Genomic DNA, 17,229 nt, shown 5'->3' with positions numbered 1-17,229 from the left:
CGTTCCCAGGATTCCTGCTGATGAAAATCATCCCCACACTCTGCCTGCTGCTGCCCCTTCTCTCGGCAACTAGCCAAGCCGCCGATCGCCCCAATATTCTGTTCCTCGCCATCGATGACCTCCGCCCCGAACTCGGGTGCTACGGTTCCGAAATTGCGATCACCCCCAACCTCGACAAGTTGGCATCACAAGGTTTGTTGTTCAATCGAGCGTATTGCCAACAAGCGATCTGCAGCCCATCGCGTGCCAGCCTGATGACCGGAGCACGACCGGACACGATCGGCGTGGTCGAGAACTATGCCTACTTCCGTGAACTCAACCCGGACATCGTCACACTCCCGCAACACTTCATCGCCAACGGGTACGAAGCCGTCTATAGCGGGAAGATTTTTCATAACGATCCGACTGCTGATCAAGACAAGTCTTGGAGCCGCAAACCGACCCGGCCCAAGGTCAAACGGATCAACACAGCAGGCGGTTACGCATTGCCAGAGAACCAAGCGATCTGGCGTACGAACAAAGAAGTCCTCGACGCTAAATACGGCACAGCGATCGCGGGTAGCGGACTGATCCATGGTCCCGCGTACGAAGCCGCCGATGTCCCCGACAACACCTATGAAGACGGATACAACACCGACTCCGCGATCGCGACGTTGAAAGAACTGGTGTCTGACCAGGACAAACCGTTCTTTCTCGGGCTCGGCATGAAGAAGCCGCACCTCGAATTCATTGCACCGAAACGTTATTGGGACCTCTACGATCCCAACGACATCCCGCTGGCGGAACACACCACGCCTCCGGAGAACGGTGCCGCCATGGGGCTGCATCCATCGTTTGAACTACGCGTCCGAGATGGCATCCCTAAACATGGCCCAATCGACGAGGAAATGTCACGCACGCTCAAGCACGCATACCTGGCATGCGTGAGCTACGTTGACGCACAGCTCGGGAGGATGATTGATGCACTGGACGAAGCGGGCGTCCGTGAGAACACGATCATCATCGTGTGGGGCGACCACGGTTGGCACCTCGGCGACATGGGCATCTGGGGCAAGGCGACCAATTACGATATCGCCACGCGGGTTCCCCTCATGATCTGGACGCCCGATATGCCCGAATCTGTTCGCGGATCCAAGACAGATGCCTTGGTGGAGTTGGTTGACATGTACCCAACGCTTTGCGAGCTGGCCGGCATCGCTCAACCCGAGCACTTAGAAGGGCACAGCTTCCATCCCCTCATTCGCGATCCCAACCTGCCTTGGAAAACAGCCGCGTTCAGTCAGTTCCCCAACCCGGCGCTGCGTGAATGGGCAGCCAACCCGTTGTCCGCCGGGATGCGTGAAACGTTCTTCGGCCCGCTGATCCAAGAGGTTGAAGAACGCATCATCGAGCAACAGGGTGATAAGTGGGATCGTGACTTATTCGAGACGCATCTGATGGGTTATACAATGCGGACCGACCGGTACCGTCTCGTGGTGTGGCAAGACTACCGCAACGCGTTGGCCGATCCGATCGACATCGAACTTTACGACCATCAATCCGATCCGTCCGAAACGGTCAATATCGCCGACGATCACCCGGAGCTGGTCGCAGAATTACTCGCAACGTTCAGAGCAGGCTGGAAAGCACAGCTTGCGACCGCAGCCAACTAGCGTGCCGCAGTTCCGAACGCGTCAGAGCCCCAAAAGTGTCAGAAAACGGTCTAATGCCACCAAGTTGAGGTAACGAGCCCGTCTAGCTGTCTTTCCCGGTTGCGGCGGCACCGAGGACGGGTGGGACCAAGAAGAAACCGTCCTGCGAGGCGGGAGCAGATGCTGTGGCGGTTTCGGGGGAAAGACTCTCACCGGGGACGTCATCGCGAAAGCGGTTTTGAACGTCCAGCGCACTCGTCATCGGCTCGACACCCTCGGTATCGAGCTGCGAGAGTTGTTCGACGAAAGTCAAGATTTCGCCCACCTGGCGACCAAAGCTCTCTCGTTCCTGTTCGGTCAGATCGAGCTTGGCCAATCGGGCGAGTTTGTCGATGTCGACGCCGTCAGTCACTATTTCTTCGCGCCGCTGACGTCAAACGGCTTGGTCTTGACCGTTTTACGAACAATTCCGCTGCGGATGCATTGCACACAAACGCGGACGGTTTTGTTCTCACCGCTGGGCAACGTCACGTGCACACGTTGCAGGTTCGGGACAAATTTGCGGCGAGTACAACCGGTGACTTTGGTACCGACACCACCGAGATATTTTGCTTTCCCGCGTGTTTCGATCCGATTGCCCACTTGAACTTTTTTGCCGCACGCTTCGCATTGTCGTGCCATCGAAATTCTCCGCCGCCGTTAATTAAATGTGTAGTTGATCGTGTATACCACCGTGCGAAACACGCACCGAGGCAAGATTTCTTTTTTGGAAGCCCGGTAGAATAGCGACTTTCGCCCTTGATGGAAAGCAGGATTTGGCGGACAGACGCCACTCCTTTGGATGAGGGCCCCATTTTGAGCGGTTGCGCAGCAATCTGGGAGCGGCCAGGGGGCCGGATCGATCATCCCGCAGAGGCAAAAATGGCTGTTGACCCCCAGCAGACAACCTCCTCCCACCCAACCGAGCCGCCTTTCGCGTCCTCAATCGCCACACTTTCCCTGGCCGTCAATGTCACCTGAACCCGCAGCCTTATTCTCACGTGAATGTTAGGACCTGCGATTGGCTGTTCCCTCGCATTTCGACCAGCTTCATAACGGGACGGAGCCTCCACGCACCGATGAAGTTTGCGACGACCCGGTGTGGAACCGGAAACAGCCATTAGTCTCAATCACGATCGTCAGTGGCGGCTGGCGTCGTGGGAGAGTCCGGCAGGACCGAAATGTGTTTTCGGTCGCGGAGGTTCGAAACGTAATGCACTCACGCGAGTGCGTCGCTTCGATCGTCTGGCCACATCGAATTATCTTGGTGCCACAAATCGACCCCATTGGATTGGGATAAACACGGAGAAAGCAATGAAGCTTAGTAAATTAGCCCTGATCGCAGCCGTTGCATGCGGAATCAACGCACACAACCTCACCACTGCGACAGCAAACGATATCAACATGGTTTCCTTCTGCGAAACCAGCTGCGACTGCGGCGAACCAGTATGTGGCTGCGAGCCAACATGCTGCGACCCAGTTTGCGGCGACAATTTGTGCTGCGAGCCTGAGTGCGGCTGCGAAGTGGCTTGCTGCGAAGACACTTGCTGCGACAGCGGCTGTGACTCGGCAGGATGTGCAATCGGCGGATGTGAACTCGGCGGATGCCTGCCTATGGGCGATTGCGGCGACCCCTGCTCGCTCTTCGGCGACATCGGTCACGGAATCAACGTCGGCGGCTGGGCTTCGCTCGGTTATCACTCCGCAGCTCTTCCAGCGTTCAACAACCGCCCCGATGAAGTTCAGCTTCAGCAAAGCTGGTTGTACGCCGAAAAAGCTCTCGACACGTCGAGCGGCTTCGATTTCGGTGGACGCATCGACTACATCTACGGTACCGACGGCCCCAATACCCAAGCGTTCGGTTTAGATAACGGACACTGGGATAACGACTGGGACAACGGTAACGACTACGGCCACGCATTGCCGCAGCTTTACGGTGAAGTCGGCTACGGTGACCTCTCGGTTAAAGTGGGCCACTTCTACACCATCATCGGATGGGAAGTCGTCGGTGCTCCTGGCAACTTCTTCTACAGCCACGCTTACACGTTCAACTTCAGCGAGCCTTTCACGCACACCGGTGCGTTGGCGACCTACAACGTTAGCGACGATGTGACTGTCTGGGGTGGATACAGCCTCGGTTGGGACAGCGGCTTCGAAGACAACGGCGACGCATACTTGGGTGGATTCTCGCTCGGTCTGACGGACAACGTCAACATGACCTACGCAACCACCATGGGTCGATTCGGCGAAACCAAGGCCGGTGCTGGAACTCGTGAAGACGGTTACATGCACTCGCTCGTCTTCGACGTGACCCTGTCGGACCGACTTCAGTACATCTTCCAAAACGACATTCTCGAAACGGAAGATGTTGCGGGCAACACCCAGCGTAGCACTGCCGGCATCAACCAGTACCTGTTGTACTCGATCAACGATTGCCTCGGCATTGGTTCACGCTTCGAGTGGTGGCACGTCGACGGCGAAAGCCAAGGTTTCGGTGGAGTTCCTGGAGCGACTGACGCTGACGTCTACGCTTTGACTTTCGGTTTGAACTACAAGCCTCACTCGAACGTCATCATGCGTCCTGAAATCCGCTGGGACTGGGTCGATACCGACGCCGCCACCCTGGCGGCCTCGACCGTCGCTCTCGAAGATCGTGACGACAATCAGTTCACCTTCGGCATGGACACGATCTTCCTGTTCTAAACAGAACACTTAATCGTTCTCTAGAACCCGCCAAACCGTCCGGTTGCTTCCAGCGATCGGGCGGTTTTTTCGTGCGCGGTGGGCAACGGCGGGCAGTGACAAAATGTCAGCCATTTGCCTCCAGACGCCATTCCCAACGGAAATCAAGCCAATCCGCCATTTTTCGCTGCCGCACGGCGGTCTGATCGAATCGATTTTTCGGGCCCCGCATCCCAAGATGTCCGCAATCGGACCGAAAAATGCATACAAACCGTATTCCCTGCCATCTGTGCGGCATTCACGGTTGCGGCTCCCGATCTCGCCCTCCGGTCAATCCAATTGGATGAGCTACACTAGGGGGTCTGGGGAATTGATACCTAGACGAATTGGTTGCTTGCGGCTAAGAAGCTCGTTTTTGGTCGCACCAGATTGCCCTTAAATAACAATGTCTCGTGGACTACGAAACCGGAATCCAATCGTCGCCCCAAGTGTCCGGAATATGGACACACGGTAGTCCGCCACCGGCGGATTCATCGACGTTGATTCATTTCTGCCGATTTCACGCCTGCGGTGAATTCGCTGATTCGCCGGCGTTCACGCATGTTTTGGGCGCACCCGGCGACCACGATCGACTGAGTTTCTCTCAATTGGATGCGCGTGCCCGAGCGATCGCCGCCGAGATCCAAGCCCGCGGCGGTGTCGGAAAACCGGTCCTGATCGTGCTCGATCCCGGTGCCGATTACGCTGCGGCGCTGTTCGGATGCATGTACGCACGCGCGATCGCCGTCCCGATCTACCCGCCGCAAATGCTCCGGCTGCAGCACACCCTGCCACGTCTCAAGGCGGTGATCGCCAATACGGGTGCCCAATTGATGCTTAGCGACCGGGCCACGATCGGGCCATCGCTCAGCAATCTTTGGCAGATGCCGGAGCAGGGCGCCATTGCCGTCGATGAAATTACGTCGGAATCGGCGGTCCGCTGGGACGGTCGACTGCCCAAACCCGATGACATTGCGGTCCTGCAATACACCTCCGGCTCAACCGGTAACCCTCGCGGCGTGGTCCTGACGCATCGGATTCTGCTCAGCAATCTGCATGCAATTATCGAACACATCCACTTTGAAGGCGCCCGCAGCGTGCAGTGGGTTCCTCCGTATCATGACATGGGATTGATCGGCGGAATCTTGCTGCCCATTTATCGTGGCGTCGAGACCGTAATCATCTCGCCCACCGATTTTGTCCGCAGCCCGCTGCTTTGGCTCCGCTGCATCGACTACTACAACGGATCGAGCAACGGGGCGCCCAACTTTGGCTATGAACTCTGTGTACGTCGAATCGACCACGCCGATTGCGAAGGCCTGGACCTGAGTTCTTGGAAGGTTGCCGTCGCCGGGGCGGAACCCGTACGCGCCTCGACGCTGCGTCGCTTTGAAGAGAAATTTGCCCGCTACGGGTTTGAATCCACGACGTTCTGCCCCGCTTTCGGGATGGCAGAGACGACCGTGATGATGACGGGCTCGCGATTGGGGGAACCATACAAAACCTTCCAAGTTGACTCCCAAGCGTTGCGGCTCGGCCACGTCATCACCCTCCCCAAAAGCACTCGCCCCACAAGCGATGCGACACCGAATACCCAGGAACTGGTCAGTTCCGGCACTCCGGTAGAAGGGATGCAGTATGAGATCGTCGACCCGCAAACATTCCAAGCCTTGCCTGATGGCCAAATCGGAGAGATCTGGGCACGAGGCGGTTCCGTCGCGGCCGGTTATTGGAATGACCCCGAAGCAACTGAGGCAACATTTCGTGCTCAACTCGCGCCGACGGCATCTAGTAACGGATGCCCATCGCCCGATCCAAAGGCGTACTACCTCCGCACCGGTGACCTAGCCGCTCGCGTTGACGGCGAATTGATCGTCACCGGTCGACTCAAAGAACTGATCATCGTCGCAGGCCGCAACTTTTACCCGCACGATATCGAACAGATCGTGCAGTCGACGAGCGAAGCGTTCAAACCCGATACCGGCACCGCGATCGGTATCGATGTCGACGACAGCGAAGAGATGGTGGTGATCCAAGAACTCTGGCGTCCCAAGAAGTTTGATCCGGAAAAGCTGCTACAGGATGTCGTTGCTGCGATCGCGGAAAAGGCCCAAGTCACGCCCCACGCGGTCGTCCTCGTGCGCAGCGGATCGTTGCCAAAAACCTCCAGCGGCAAACTACAGCGAGCCGACGCCAAAGAAATGCTCCTCCGCGGTGAGCTGGTTGAAATCGCGCGTTGGCCGGCATCAGCCTCAACGACACCGCAGACGACTGCATTTGAACCGCCGCAAACGGCCACCGAAAAAGAAATCGCCGCGCTCTGGTCGGATGTCCTCCGGGTCAGTTCGGTCGGCCGCAACGATGACTTCTTTTATCTCGGTGGCAGCTCACTCCTGATCGCTCAAATGTTGGTCGAGCTCGGTGAACGTTTATCGGTATCGATCCCAATGACGACTCTGTTCCGCAACCCCACGCTACAAGCATTTGCGGCCGTTGTGGACACGGAGCGAGACAATAACGGTTCGCCACTGACGATCGATCGCGCAACCGAATCACTCGATGCGCCGCATCCACTCTCGTCTGCGCAGCAGCGTTTCTGGCTGCTCGATCAGCTCGGCCAAACCAACGCGTTTGTGCACGTCCCCGTGACGATCTTCCTCGACCAACCGATCGACGCAATCCGTCTCGAGACAGCTTGCAATCGCGTCATCAAAAAACATGCGATGTTGCGAACGCGATTCGTGGAGAGCGATCAAGACATCCACCAAATCACGACCCGCCCCACAACGATTGAGATCCGATCTCTCGATCTGATCGCTAACAAAGCCTCGGCTGCGGGCGACGAACATCCGACGGCATTCAACGAATCCTTAATGCGTTTCGTCCGCGAACCGATGGATCTGAATAACGCCCCGTTGATGCGAGTTGCGTTATCTTCGCGTGCCGAAGGTGGTAGCCGAATTGACATTGTGCTGCATCACCTCGTATGCGACGCCGGTAGCTTGCAAACGTTGATCGGCGATTTGTCGCAAGCGTTCGACTCCGAAATCGAACCAAGCATCGACACGGATGAAGAACCCATCCGTTATGTGGATTTCGCGCGATGGGATCGTGGAGACGAGCATCGGCAGCGTATCCAAACGCGAGTCGCCTATTGGCAACAACGCCTCGAAGGCATGCCTCCTGAACTGAACCTGCCGTACGATGACGCGGACTCCAACGACGAATCGAGCACTCGCGAACAGCGTGCTTGGGTCGAACCGGTCTCGTTGCGAGTGGATCAAACCGTCTGCAAGCAAATCTCGCAAATCGCCGTCGAACGGGGACTCACTCCGTCGATGGTTTACCTGACCGCATTCCAATCCGTCCTCGCTCGGTACGGAGACAGCGATGATTTCGGAATCACCATCCCAACGTCAAATCGACCATCGTCACAACTGAAGGATGTCGTCGGCTGCTTCATCAATCCGATCATCTATCGCGCCCGCGTGGATCAGAAGCAATCTCTCGCCGATGCGTTGCAACACACGCGAAATGAGCTGATAGCAGATCTCGATCACGCCGACGTGCCTTTCCAAGACGTCGTCGCGGCAATGGATCAGTCGCGAGACATCTCACGAATGCCGTTGTCACAAGTGATGTTTCTGTACCAACCGCCGTTTGAACAAATCAACAAACTCGGCGACGCTAACGTGACCTCCGTTCGCCCGGGTTATTCGGCGGTGACAGCCTACGACATCACTCTCGTCGTTCATCCTGGCTCCGAAACTGAGATGGTGATGATCGTCGGCGATCGAGTTCCTCCCTCGCTCGCACGTCGAATGATGGCATCGATGCATGAGGTACTCACGCAGATTGCCGATTCTTCAATGTCGAGCCGCATGATTGCGGATCTGGCCATTCCCTCCCGTGCCGAACGGCAAACGCTGGAGTCAGCCGCGCAGGGAAAACAGATCGGCGCATCGGCGACCCAATGTCTGATCAGCCGGCTTCGAACGCACGTCAAACAAACCCCCGCCCGCATCGCCATCCAAGACGATACGACGTCGTTCAACTATCAAGAAATTGACCTCCTGAGTGATCGCGTCGCCACCTCTTTGATTGCCCGTCAGGTTGAATCGAAAACGCTGGTCGGGGTGGAAATGTCGCGAACCGCCAACGCCATCATCGCGATTCTTGGGATTTGGAAAGCGGGCGCCGCGTACGTACCGGTAGATTCAAAATTGCCGAGCCATCGGCGAGATCAAATCAAAACCGGTGCCGGTTTAACATTCGTTATCGACGATGCCGAATTTGAAGAACTCGTCCAAGACACGAAGACCGATCCGGTGGAATTGTCTCAACGTCGTCCTGAACAATCCGATTTGGCCTACGTGATATTCACGTCAGGTTCGACTGGCACGCCCAAAGGCGTTGCGATCGAACACGGCAACGTCTCCAACCTGCTCGCCTCGTTCGCCGAACAACCGGGCTTCACGAATCAAGATTCGATGCTTGCGGTCACGACGATGTCGTTCGACATTTCAGTGCTCGAGATGTTCTTGCCGCTTTGGTGTGGCGGTGAAGTATGCATGACGGCAAACCGAATTGGCGACGACCCTGAGTCCGTCGTCGATCGCATCCAAAACGCCCAGCCGACGGTCATTCAATCGACGCCCTCCGCATTCCGGATGCTGTTGTCTGCCAACTGGCGTCCCGATCCCCGCACACGACTACTGTGCGGCGGTGAACCATTGATGCCCGATCTGGCACGCGACTTGACGGCGTCAGGATGTGAACTTTGGAACGTTTACGGACCAACCGAAACCACGGTTTGGTCGACGATCACCCGTGTCGAAAGCCCAGAACGAATCACGATCGGTCACCCGATTGCGGGAACCATCTGCCGCGTGATCGATCGCAACGGTCATTTGTGTCCTATCGGTGTGCCGGGAGAACTGCAAATCGGCGGCCTCGGCGTCGCCCGTGGCTATTTCCGCGATGAAGATCAAACACAATCGAGATTCATCACCGGCCAAGGCAACCGTTTTTATAAAACCGGGGATCAAGTCCGACGTTTGAACGACGGTAACCTAGAGTTTCTCGCGAGGAATGACCGCCAGGTCAAACTTCGTGGGTTCCGCGTCGAACTCGATGAGATTGAGTCCGCACTGCAACAGTGTGGAGGCGTCGATCGAGCCGCCGTCGTGCTCAATCGTAACGATTCTACCGGTGGTGACCGGCTGATCGCATTCTGCTCCGGTTCGGGCGATTGCGAGACCGCGCGGACCCAGCTGGCAGATCGACTCCCCGACTACATGATCCCGGCGACAATCCAGTGGCTCGACGAACTGCCACAAACGCCTGCCGGAAAAACGGACTACCAATCGCTTCCGACCGAATCGCTGGTACCACGCACCACAACCTCTCCACCACAAACTCCGCTGGAAGCGGCCTTGGCCGAAGCGTGGTGTGAGGTCCTCGAGTGCGACAGCATTGGCCGTGACGACAACTTTTTCGACCTCGGAGGAAACTCCCTGATGGCGGCCCAGTTGTTCGCACGACTCCGTCAACGGTTTGATGTGAAATTACCACTGCGAGAAATTTATTCCCGACCGACGATTGCGATGTTGGCCGGTGCCATCGTTTTGCACCAAGCAGAAACGGATGCTGATGATCTGACCGACATGCTCGCAACGATCGATTCACTTTCGGATGACGAAGTGATGCGGGCACTCGACAGCAACAACTATCCCTGATTTTTAAATTTGACCCCTGTCATGATCACGTCTTGCAACGAACGCGAAATCGACTTCCTCATCATCGGCGCTGGCCCCGCCGGGGTGCAGTTGGGCTATTTCATGAAACGAGCCGGCTACGATCATTTGATTCTTGAGGCACATGATCGGCCGGGGACGTTTCTCGAAAAATACCCTCGACACGGCAAGCTGCTGTCGATCAACAAAATCCACACCGGCTACACCGACCGCGCCTCGCAGTTGCGTTATGACTGGAATTCGTTGCTATGCGACGACGATGAAATGGCGTTCGGGAAATACTCCAAGGAATACTTCCCCAGCACCGAAGATTACGCGCGTTACACCCGTGATTTCGTCGAACGGTTTGATCTCGACATTCAGTTCAACACGACGGTCGAGTCCGTCGAAAAATTCGCGGACGGCCGCGAAGGGTATGTCGTTCGCGACAATCATGGCACGGTGTACCACGCTCGATGTCTCGTCGTCGCGGTCGGTGTGCAGAAACCATACATCCCGGACATCCCGGGCATTGAACTAGCCGAAAACTACATGGACATGTCGATTGACCCCGACGACTTCGCGGGCCAACGCGTCCTGATTCTGGGCAAAGGAAACTCGGCATTCGAAACCGCCAATCATTTGATCGCGGCGACTCGCGTCACGCACTTGTGTAGCCCCAGCCCGATCAAGATGGCATGGCAAACACACTTTTTTGGACACCTTCGCGCCGTCAACAACGATTTCCTTGACACCTACATTCTCAAAGGTCAGAACTCCGTTCTCGACGCCAATGTGGATTGCATCAAGAAAGTCGATGGCGAGTATCACGTGGAGATCACGTTCAGTCACGCCGAAGGTCAACGCGCGTCGCTCGCCTACGATCGCATTTTGTGCTGCACCGGATTCCGTTGGGATCCATCGTTCTTCAGCAATGATTGTCGTCCCGACATGGCATGCGAAGACCGCTTGCCGGCGATGACGAGCGCCTGGGAATCGACAAACTTGCCGGGTGTTTTCTACGCGGGAACGATCACGCAGATTCGTGACTTAAAGAAAACGATGTCCAGCGTATTGCACGGTTTCCGCTTCAACACCGCAGCCCTGTTCAACCTGCTCGCCGAACGATACATGGATGTACCTTGGCCTGCCGATTCGTTCGAGGCCACCTCGGAAAACATCGCTGACAAGATCACCGCCCAAGTCAGCTCCGCGGCGGGACTGATGCATCAACCCGGCTTCCTCGGCGATTGCCTCGTTGTCGACGACGAAACAGGCATGGCCCACTACCACGAGAACCTCGCGGTGGATTACATCCAGGACAGCCATTTCGCCGACCACCCTCACTACTACATCATCACGATGGAGTACGGCGAGTTCGATGGCGACATCTTTAACAAAGAACGCGTCCCAGATGCGGCCAAAGGATACGACGACGCTTATCTGCACCCACGAATCCGACGGATGTCTCGTGGCCAACTCATTTCCGAACATCACATCTCCGAATCGCTCGAGAATGATTGGCGTGTTGGCGAACATCCCGGTGAACGACCTTTGATCCGGGCGATCGATTTCATCGGTCAAACGGACCCGACCCGATATCAACAAACCCACCGCGATCAGTTGCTGTGTTTCTTAACGAAACAACTCGCAATAGGCTCACCGACCGAATCCGAGTTGCCTGACCTCGTCTGCGTATCGGCAGCCGATGTCGGTCCGACTTCGATCCCCAAGGTCATCCATTCGACAGGAAATTCATGTCCGATATCGAGAAACGGCTAGCCTCCCTTTCGCCCGCGAAACGCGCGCTCCTCGAAAGGATGTTGCTGGAACGTGCGGAAGCTCGAGGTTCGAACATCACTCCCCGGCCCGCCGACAGCGACGATTCACTGTCGAACGCCGAACGAAGGCTGTGGTTCGTCGATCAGATCGCAAAAGACGATCCGTTCTACAACATGCCGCTGGCTGCGCGATTGCGCGGGCCGCTGGATCGTCGCTCGCTCGACGTCGCGATCGATCAGCTCATTCAGCGTCACGAATCGCTACGCACAACCTACCATCTCGTCGACGGGGAACCACGCCGACGCGTACACGAATCCATGCCGATTCAGTGCACATGGATCGATGTCGCGGCGAGTCGCAACCTCGATTCCGACCTGCGGCGACGGATGCGGGTTGCCAGTCGCGCTCCGTTTGATCTCGAAAACGGCCCGCTGCTGCAAATCACGGTGTACCGCATCAATGATAATGAGCACGTGATCTTGCTCGTCATGCATCACATCATCTCCGACGGCTGGTCGATGATCGTCATGCTGCGAGAGCTGACGCTCGCGTACGAGATGAGCCGGTCACAGGGACGCGAACTCAACGGGGACACCCACGCTCTTCCGCAATTGCCGATCCAGTACGCCGATTTCGCGTACTGGCAGAACGAGCAAATGTCCGATCAACGAATCGAATCCCAAATGGAGTATTGGCGACGTTCGCTTGAGGATGCCCCCGCCGTACTTGATTTACCGACCGACCGACCACGACCGGCGATCCAAGACTTCATCGGCGCGACCGTCGAACTTGAATTGCCCACCGATCTGACGGCGGCAATCAACCAACTCGCCGCAAAACTGAGGACGACCCCGTTTGCCGTATTGATGGCGGCGGAAGCGGTTTTATTGGGCAGGTTCTCGCGACAACGCGACTTCGTTCTCGGCACCGCATCGGCAGGACGCGTCCATCCCGAAATCGAGCCGCTGATCGGTTTTTTCGTCAACACACTCGCGTTGCGAGTCCGTTTGGAGGCAGATCTTTCATTTGAAGATCTCGTTCGCCAAGTCCATCAAACGACGGTCGAAGCTCACGAACATGCCGACGTTCCATTCGAACGTTTGGTCGAAGATCTCGCGCCGACCCGTGACCGCAGTTTTTCACCGATCTTCCAGTCCGCACTCGTGATGCAAAACTTGCCACGAGACATCAGCGAAAAAGGCAGCATCCAAGTCGATCCGATCCTGGTCGACAACGGCACCGCGAAATACGACTTAACGTTCTTTCTTTGGGAAGAGTCCCAGCGATTGATCGGGCACGTCGAGTACCGATCGACGCTATTCAATCGTGATACGATCGAACGACTGATCGACTCCTACCGAACTTTTCTGATAGCGGCAACCAAGTCGCCTGAGAGTTCGATCGATCGACTACCGATTCTTTCAGACCAACAAAGAACTCAGGTGGTCGATGTTTTCAATCAAACGGAAACGGCCAATCCACCACCGTATTTGCTGCATGAATTAGTCGAAGAACAAGCCGCGAAGAACCCGAATAAGATCGCTGTCGTGCATGGCGATTGCGAAGTCAGCTTTCAAGAATTGCTGCACCGGGCCCGTGACATCGCCGCCCACCTGATCGCCGCTGGTGTAAGACGTGAATCTGCCGTCGTGATCAAGCTGCCCCGGTCGGTGGACTTGATCGCAACGGTTCTCGGCGTGCTCAAAGCCGGCGGCTCTTTTGTCCCGGTCGACCCTGAACTCCCTACCGCCCGAATCGATCGAATCGTTGCTGACACCGGCGCGAACACCGTCATCGATTCGAATTGGATCGAAGGACTCAGCGAAACACCGCCGAGGGTGGCGTTCCCAGCAATTGATCCAAGCGACCGGGCATATGTGATCTTCACCTCCGGCTCCACCGGCGTCGCCAAGGGCGTTGAAATCGAGCATCGTGGAATCGTCAATTTCGTTCGCGCTCAAATCGATCGGATGCAGGTCCAATCGGACGATCGGTTCAGTTTCAGTTTCTCGCCTTCGTTTGACGGCGCGATTTCCGAAATTTTCTACTCACTGAGTTGCGGTGGTACCTGTGTCGTCGTCGACAAACCGACGCTGTTGGTTCCGGATGAACTAACACGCCTGCTCAACGAGCACCGTGTTACGGTCGGAAAATTCCCTCCCGCCTTGCTGTCAACGCTAGATCCTTCGCAACTGCCAAATTTACGAACCGTCGCGTCAGCCGGCGACAAACTCACAGGGGAACTCGCGCGTCGATGGATTACCGGTGGGCGTCGTTTGTTCAACGGCTATGGACCTACCGAGGTTTCGGTTGGTTGCAGCATGATGCTTCTCGACGACAAGTGGACCGGAGAGAAGCCGCCTATCGGTGCGCCGATGAACAATATGCGGATGTACGTTCTCGACGAACATCGCGAACCACTCCCGATCGGCGCGACGGGCGAAATCTACATCGGCGGCCGTGGTGTCGGACGAGGTTATCTCGGTCAACCCGAACAAACTGATGCCGTGTTTGTCGAGGACCCATTTGTCGCCAATGGTCGCATCGATTCGACAGCACAAGATTCTTCGCCGCGAATGTATCGCACTGGCGATCTCGGCCGATGGCTGGCCAACGGCGTGGTTGAGTTCATTGGTCGTGTTGACGACCAAGTAAGCCTGCGTGGATTCCGAATCGAACCCGGAGAAATCGCCGCCACACTCGAAACACTTGACGGCGTCCGTCAAGCAACCGTGATCGAACGCACCGAAAACAACACATCGCAACTCGTCGCGTATGTCGTCCCACAAACTGGCGAGCTGCAGAGCACTCAATCAACGCAACTCGAATCCGCTCATGTCAGCCAGTGGCGGAATCTCTTCGAACAGACCCACCGACACGCACCACCGGTCCTGGATCCCTCTTTCAATATCACCGGTTGGATCAGCACTTACACCGGCAAACCGATTCCAGCGGAGGAGATGCGTCAATGGACGGAGGGTGCGGTCAGACGAATCTTAAACTTGAATCCCGAACGAGTATTGGAAATCGGTTGCGGTACCGGATTACTGCTTCTTCGGATCGCAGAACACTGCCAAGCATATGTCGGCTCCGATTTACTTGAGTCGTCTCTGCAAAACATCCACAGCGAACTGCGACGCCGCCCCGAACTCAAAGACACCGTCACGCTCGTCCAGGCCGATGCGGATCAGTTTGAACACCTCGGGGACGACGTCTTCGATTGCGTCGTTTTGAATTCTGTGGTGCAGTATTTCCCTGGCGTCGATTATTTGTTGCGGGTTCTTGAAGGCGCGATCGACCACATCACTCCGGGCGGATCCATTTTCATCGGCGACGTTCGTAACCTGCGGCTTCAGAGAGCGATGGCGACATCGATCGAACTCGCCAATGCGAACGGTGATTTATCCATCGCGGAGATCAAACATCGTATTGCGGCACGGCTCGAGCATGAAGAAGAACTGTTGCTTGACCCGAGCCTTTTTAAGCGACTGCAAGAAGTTCATCCGCGAATCAGCGGCATCCGCGTCCTACTGAAGGACACCGCCGAGAAGAACGAACTGGGCCGCTTCCGCTACGACGTCGTTCTGACCGTGGACGGCCCTCAAATAGATACAAACCCATCTGAAATCGAGTTTACAACGCTATCGGATCTCAACGAAGCAGAGAAACCTCCGATCGCCTACACCGGTATTCCTAATTCGCGAGTCGCGATGGATGTTCATGCCGCGGATTTGTTGGAATCGCTCGCGGACTCCGATACAGTTGCCGATCTCCAGGGAAAACTTGCTTGCATCGAATCGTCGCTAACACTCATCGAACCCAACGATGTCCTAGCGAAGATTTCCAAGCCTGCGATCGCGACTTGGAACGAACACGACCCGAGCCGATTTGATATCGTGCTCGGCGATGCAGACACGGCTGATTCGCCCGTCAGCACTCCGGCCAAGTCAGCGCCGACCGCTCCGTCGAAACCGGTCGACTTCACGACGCTCGCCAACGACCCCATCGGTACGGAACGTTCTCGCGACTTCACCAAGACTTTGCGTGACGAACTCATCTCTCGCCTGCCCGCATACATGATTCCATCCGCGTTTGTGGTACTCGACGAATTGCCGAGAACGATTAACGGGAAGATTGATCGTGCGAAATTGCCACGCCCTGCCGGACGCCCCGCCTGGGCCGGAAATTTCGAAGCGCCGACGACGCCGACACAGGAAACACTCGTCAAAGTGTGGGAAGATCTGATCGAGACGCGTCCCATCGGCATTCGAGACGACTTCTTTGAACTCGGAGGTCACTCAATGTTGGCCGTTCGCATGACGAGCGAAATCGAACGTCGTTTAGGGAAACGGTTGCCATTGGTCGCCTTGTTTCAAAATGCCACGATCGAGCACCTCGCCACCCTGATCGATCAGGGAGAACTCGCCACGATGGGCTCGACGCTGGTTCCGCTCAAAACCGTCGAACGAAGCAAAGATTCGTCGGAGTCACTTCCGCCGCTGTTCTGCATCCATCCCGCCGGCGGCACTGTGTTTTGTTACATGGAAATGGCGGCACATCTGCAAGCGGGGCGGGCCGTCTACGGTATTCAAGCCAACGGAGTCGATGGCACGCAACCGCCGCACGAAACACTCGCCGAAATGGCTGCCCACTACGCGCGGGCGATTCGCGAAATTCATCCGGAAGGCACGGTGCATTTGGCCGGATGGTCACTCGGTGGCAACATCGCGTTCGAAGTCGCACGGCAACTGGAATCTCGAGGCACCCGGGTGGGTATCCTCGCGTTATTGGACTCCGGGCTCATGTCGCCCGATACCGAACTTCGCGAAGAGGATTTCTTGCCCCTGTTGTCCGCTCTCTTCCCCGGAGCGATGAACCTTGATTTGGAAGAGATTCGGCAAAAGAGCCCCGCGGAACAATTGCAGTTTTTTGTCGATCGAGCAGCGCAAGCCGGCATCGTCCCCGACGAATTGAATGACATCGTCGCAACCAAAGACACACCCAACGCGGCGCACGTTTTCGGCGTGTTCCAGGCCAATGTCAAAGCGGTGCACGAATATGTCGCCGAACCGTTCGCCGGCGAAGTGCATCTCTTCCGTCCCGCCGATCAAGGGAAAACGAACTCATTGTTCGATGATCCCGTGCTAGGTTGGCGAGAAGTCACCCAGGACGTTCATATCCTTGAAGTGCCGGGAGATCACGCCCACATGCTGCAATCACCCGCAGCCGAATCGATCGCACAACAGCTCGATGAGCTGATGCAAAGCAAAGTTGCCGTTACCGCGTGAACACGCGACCAGAGTCATCACACGTAAAGCATG

At 56.5% G+C, this 17,229-nt stretch carries 7 protein-coding genes; 5 read left to right on the top strand and 2 right to left on the bottom strand.

Features of this window, described 5'->3' with window-relative positions:
* The first annotated feature begins 20 nt into the window (after positions 1–20).
* On the top strand, positions 21–1,652 hold the full coding sequence (locus NB063_RS11135) for a sulfatase (protein ID WP_407652605.1): 1,632 nt from the start codon (positions 21–23) through the stop codon (positions 1,650–1,652).
* 82 nt (positions 1,653–1,734) lie between these two features.
* Here the strand turns inward: NB063_RS11135 and gatC are convergent, their stop codons facing one another.
* Together gatC and rpmB are read right to left on the bottom strand one after the other, a co-directional pair.
* Positions 1,735–2,043, bottom strand: a complete 309-nt coding sequence (gene gatC, locus NB063_RS11130; protein ID WP_250928800.1) for an Asp-tRNA(Asn)/Glu-tRNA(Gln) amidotransferase subunit GatC — start codon at positions 2,041–2,043, stop codon at positions 1,735–1,737.
* A complete protein-coding gene (rpmB, locus tag NB063_RS11125) occupies positions 2,043–2,312 on the bottom strand; it encodes a 50S ribosomal protein L28 (RefSeq protein WP_250928799.1) in 270 nt (89 codons plus the stop codon). Before rpmB ends, gatC begins: the two co-directional genes overlap by 1 nt.
* A gap of 672 nt (positions 2,313–2,984) precedes the next feature.
* On the opposite strand from rpmB, the gene NB063_RS11120 reads away from it, so the two are divergent.
* The 4 genes from NB063_RS11120 to NB063_RS11105 all read left to right on the top strand — a co-directional run bounded on the left by NB063_RS11120 (position 2,985) and on the right by NB063_RS11105 (position 17,196).
* Positions 2,985–4,373 (top strand): outer membrane beta-barrel protein, encoded by a 1,389-nt coding sequence (locus tag NB063_RS11120; protein ID WP_250928798.1) that lies wholly within the window; start codon positions 2,985–2,987, stop codon positions 4,371–4,373.
* Positions 4,374–4,804: 431 nt separating this feature from the next.
* A complete protein-coding gene (locus NB063_RS11115) occupies positions 4,805–10,129 on the top strand; it encodes a non-ribosomal peptide synthetase (RefSeq protein ID WP_250928797.1) in 5,325 nt (1,774 codons plus the stop codon).
* Positions 10,130–10,150: 21 nt separating this feature from the next.
* Positions 10,151–11,908 carry an NAD(P)-binding domain-containing protein gene (locus tag NB063_RS11110; protein ID WP_250928796.1) on the top strand — a complete coding sequence of 586 codons (1,758 nt, stop codon included), beginning with the start codon at positions 10,151–10,153 and terminating at the stop codon, positions 11,906–11,908.
* Positions 11,884–17,196, top strand: a complete 5,313-nt coding sequence (locus NB063_RS11105) for a non-ribosomal peptide synthetase (protein WP_250928795.1) — start codon at positions 11,884–11,886, stop codon at positions 17,194–17,196. Before NB063_RS11110 ends, NB063_RS11105 begins: the two co-directional genes overlap by 25 nt.
* Positions 17,197–17,229 lie beyond the last annotated feature (33 nt).

This window comes from Aporhodopirellula aestuarii (assembly GCF_023701485.1).
GTDB classification, from domain to species: Bacteria; Planctomycetota; Planctomycetia; order Pirellulales; family Pirellulaceae; genus Rhodopirellula; species Rhodopirellula aestuarii.
Note: the sequence above shows the minus strand (reverse complement) of the source record. Positions and strands in the feature narration are given on the sequence as shown.

Excerpts from the sequence above, each read along its gene's own strand:
- NB063_RS11110 (WP_250928796.1), top strand. The coding sequence starts at position 10,151 with ATGATCACGTCTTGCAACGAACGCGAAATCGACTTCCTCATCATCGGC.
- NB063_RS11135 (WP_407652605.1), top strand. The coding sequence starts at position 21 with ATGAAAATCATCCCCACACTCTGCCTGCTGCTGCCCCTTCTCTCGGCA.
- NB063_RS11105 (WP_250928795.1), top strand. The coding sequence starts at position 11,884 with ATGTCCGATATCGAGAAACGGCTAGCCTCCCTTTCGCCCGCGAAACGC.
- rpmB (WP_250928799.1), bottom strand. The coding sequence starts at position 2,312 with ATGGCACGACAATGCGAAGCGTGCGGCAAAAAAGTTCAAGTGGGCAAT.
- NB063_RS11120 (WP_250928798.1), top strand. The coding sequence starts at position 2,985 with ATGAAGCTTAGTAAATTAGCCCTGATCGCAGCCGTTGCATGCGGAATC.